Annotated in this window: 3 protein-coding genes; all 3 read right to left on the bottom strand. The window is 37.9% G+C overall.

Annotated features, from left to right (window positions below; translation table 11 throughout):
• Nucleotides 1-61 precede the first annotated feature (61 nt).
• Nucleotides 62-328, bottom strand: a complete 267-nt coding sequence (locus LC574_RS29090; protein WP_229457104.1) for a cytochrome P450 — start codon at nucleotides 326-328, stop codon at nucleotides 62-64.
• A 37-nt stretch (nucleotides 329-365) separates the two neighbouring features.
• Nucleotides 366-1745: a cytochrome P450 gene (locus LC574_RS29085; protein WP_229457103.1), complete on the bottom strand. Its 1380-nt coding sequence runs from the start codon at nucleotides 1743-1745 to the stop codon at nucleotides 366-368.
• A gap of 19 nt (nucleotides 1746-1764) precedes the next feature.
• Nucleotides 1765-4220 (bottom strand): amino acid adenylation domain-containing protein (locus LC574_RS29080; protein ID WP_229457102.1); only part of this gene is annotated, 2456 nt, incomplete at its 5' end.

Below are 4220 nucleotides of genomic sequence, written 5' to 3'. Positions count from 1 at the left end.
CCATTGCCTTAAATCTCCTAGTTTGCTTGGTTAAGAATAATTGGACTCAAAACTGAATAGTTCAGTTTATTTTTGATGTCACCACTGCCTGACGAGTTACGAAAGGTTCAAAACAGACATCCACGGACGCTGTAATCTCTTTTGCATTAGTAAAAATCTGCTTTATCCCTTCTGGGTTGCTGACTATTACTAAAGGTACAGAATCAGCCATAATGGTAAAAATGTCACCATAGTGCTCGCCCATAGCATCCATAAAACCAAGCGGCTCGGTCTCAAATTGATGACTAAGCAACCGGGGAGAAGTTTTTGGTCCATCAGGTAGTTTCATTAGTATTTTTTGAGAAATGTTAAATTATTGATAGGTGTTAAAATGAACTGACAACGAACGGTTGCGACTGTCCTTGATGCTGACGCCGACCGTGCATAACCATCTTCACACCGCTAGCTGGATAACAAATTAGATCTCCATATTTGGGACGTTCTGGACGTTTACTGACAAGCTCTAATTCATAACGTGAAAGAATAGTTGCTAATATAAGTTTCATTTCAAATAAGGCAAAACTTGCGCCGATACACACACGAGAACCACCACCAAAGGGTAAAAACTCATAGGGAGAGAATTGTTTTTCTAAAAAGCGTTCTGGCTGAAATTCTTTTGGCTGAGGATATAAATCTTCACGCTGGTGTGTTGAATAAATATTAGCAATAAGCACTGTTCCCGGATTCAATTTGTAGCCCATTACCTCGACAGTTGATTCTACCAATCTGGGAAATGCAAACAACTGGGTTGGATAAATTCGCAAAACTTCATTACAAACCGCATTCAAGTAAGGTAATGCGAAAATGCTCATGGGGTCTAGGTTGTCACCAAGACTATCGAGTTCTGATAGCAAGCGCGATCGCACAGATGGTAAACGGTGAATCCAGTACAAAGCCCAAGCAATCGCAGTTCCGGAAGCATCGCCAGCTGCATATATCGGAGATAATAAAAGGTCACGTACTTCCTCATTGCTTAATGGTTGACCTGTCTCATCTTCAGCAAAAATAAGATCGGTAAGCATATCAGCGTGTGAAAAATCTGCTTGCTTGCGACGTTCTTCAACCTCAGACAATAGTAATTGGAAGAGTTGTTGTAGAAGGTAAAGATTATAACCATGTGGACTCCACTGACCTAAATCTCTTTCTCCAAAAATAGTGAGCAGAATCTTATCTATTGGTGATTGTACATTTAATCTCAAAATGGAGGTAAATAAATGCTTAATTTTTTCATGATGTTCTCCTTTATCTAAACCCATAACAACTTTTATGCCAACTTTTAAGGTAATGTCTTCAATTGTTGGGTATGCGATGAAAGGTTTTCCAACTTTCTTCTGACCAATAATCTTTTCCGTTAGTTCGCAGATATGTTTTCCACAGGCTTGCATCCGCGCCCCATGAAAAGTCTGCATCAATATTTTGCGTCGATTTTTGTGAATTAAACCATCAAGTTGAAGGACTCCTTTTTCTCCTGTCCCTAAAGCGAAAGCCCGATTTAAATCACCCTTTGCAACAATTTCTTTGGTATTTGTGAAAATTTCCTTGATTCCTGATGGATTGCTTACATAAATTATTGGTGTGGAATCAAACATGAGAGTGACCATATCACCATAACGTTTGGAAAACCTATCCATATAACCAAAGGGATCAGCCTCGAATTGCAGACCTATTAACCAAGAAGGGGTTTTTGGTCCTGGGGGTAGTTGCATAATGTGTTTACTCCCATTATCAATTTAGATTGCACATAGCATTATCGATACATCTTTTTAATTGTTTAGTTAATTCTTGGATATGAGGTTCAACCAAAATAGAGAAATGATCCCCTGGGGTATCAACAGTTTGAATGGGTTCACTAGAACATTTACTCCAACCTAATAGAGGATCACTACTAGACCACTCTGGATTATCAAAGTCATGTATTATTTCTTCACTAGCTCGAAATATAGTTATGGGTTGGGGAGAAACTTGGGGAACGTAATTTCGCATTGCTTGAACATGCAGTTTGAAAAGTTTGTAATAACGGAGAAAATCTTGAATCTCTGCATCACTGAAGATAAAATTTGCCTTTTTATTAATCAAATTTAACTGTTCTGTCAATGGCAAATCTCGAAGTTCTTCAAAAGGTACTGAAAAATCCACATAATTATCGGTTTTAATTGATTCGGTAATCCGAAGCAAAAACTTAGCATCGTCATCATCTGTAGGTTCAATTATTGTTTTTGGTAATATGGCATCAATGACAACTAATAAACCAACAGTATCGCCCTGATTGTGTAATTGTCTTGCCATTTCAAAGGCTAATACACCACCATAACAATGACCACCTAGAAGATAGGGACCATTTGGTTGCACTTTACGAATTTCTTGCAGGTAACGAGTTGCTGTTTCTTCTACCGAAACAATTTCGGGTCTATCTTGTTCTAAGCTATCTTCCAAAGCATAAAATGGATAATCTTCACCCAGCCTTCTGGATATACTAAAATATGCACTAATATTCCCACCAGCACCATGTATGCAGAAGAAAGGTGTCTTGTCTCCTGAAGGGTTAATTGCTACTAAGTGAGAATTAGAAATTTCGCGATATGGTTGACTAACAATCGCAGCTAGTTTTTCAATAGTTGGGTTTTCAAAAAGAGTAGAGACGGGAAGATTATGTTCAAATTTATCATGAATTTGAGCCATTAAGCGAATGGCTAAAAATGAATGACCACCTAATTCAAAGAAGTTATCTGTCACTCCAATAGGGCTAGTATCGAGAAGCTTTTCCCAAATTTTTGCTAAAGCTAATTCTGTAAAATTTCGAGGAGCAACAAAGGCTTTATTTGTATTTGATTGAATAACCTCACTACTTAGCAATGCACGCTTATCTACTTTTCCATTAGGTGTCAGTGGAAATTTATCAAGTACGATAAAAGCGGATGGTAACATGTAATTGGGCAGCTTCTGTTGCAAAGATGATAACAGTTGTGTAGTTATATCCTGCTTATCTGTGACAACATAGGCAATCAAACGGGGATTTTCTTGAGCATCATTGCTGGCAATTACAACCGACTCTTGCACATCTGGGTGTTGTGCGATCGCAGCCGCTATTTCTCCTAATTCTACTCGAAAACCCCTAATTTTTATTTGTTCATCATGACGACCTAAGTATTCAAGATTACCATCTTGGAGGTATCGAACTAAATCGCCTGTTTTATAAAGTTTATTTTCAGGTATAAAAGGATTATCAATAAATCTTTCTTGGGTTAATTCTGGGCGATGTAAATAACCCTTTGCTAACCCATCACCACCAAGATAAAGTTCTCCAATTACTCCTATGGGTGTTGGTTGTAAATCGCAATTCAATACATAGATTTGAGTGTTATCTATTGGACGACCAATGGGCACACTGTGGACTTGTTCTGGTAATAAACCAGTATCATAGTACGTAGCATTGGCGGAAACTTCCGATGAGCCATAAAGGTTAATTAGTTTTGCTTTGGGCATCAATTCTCGGAAAGTTTGAACTAATTTAACCGATAATGCTTCACCACTAGTTATCCAGAATTTTAGGTGGGTTAATTTTTTAACTAGATGACTATAATTATTTAAAAGTAGTCGTAGTAATGAAGGTACAATTATAATCCGAGAAACTTTGTGATGCACTAGAAATTCTATAAATAATTGTGGGTCTAGTACTGTAGCATTGCTAATAATTACTGTGGGAATTCCTTGCAGTAAAGGAGCAAAAATTTCCCATACGGAATCGACAAAACTAATAGCTGTTTTCTGACAGTAAACTTCTCCCTCGCTAAAAGGATAGGTTTTCCACAACCAGTGTAAACCGTTTACTGTACCGCGATGGGTACCAAGAACACCTTTGGGTGTTCCAGTTGATCCAGATGTGTAGATAATATAAGCGAGATGATTGGAAGAAGAAATGTTAATGGGATTTTCCAAGCTTTCTTGTGCAATTTCCTCTTTGTGGATATCCAAGCAAACAGTTTTAGCCGCAGATAACGATAGTTTTTCTAATATCTCTTGCTTACTAATTAACAGCGATGCTTGGGAATCAAAAAGCATAAAATTCAAACGTTCCACTGGATAACTTGGGTCAAGGGGAATGTATGCACCACCAGCCTTGAGAATAGCTAAAATTCCCACTACCATATCTAGGTCGCGTTCTAAACATAGAGCAACCAAAG

Origin of the sequence: Nostoc sp. CHAB 5715 (genome assembly GCF_020829685.1) — a bacterium.
Lineage (GTDB): Bacteria > Cyanobacteriota > Cyanobacteriia > Cyanobacteriales > Nostocaceae > Nostoc.
The sequence above is the reverse complement of the archived record's forward strand: the minus strand, read 5'-3'. Positions and strand labels throughout refer to the sequence as shown.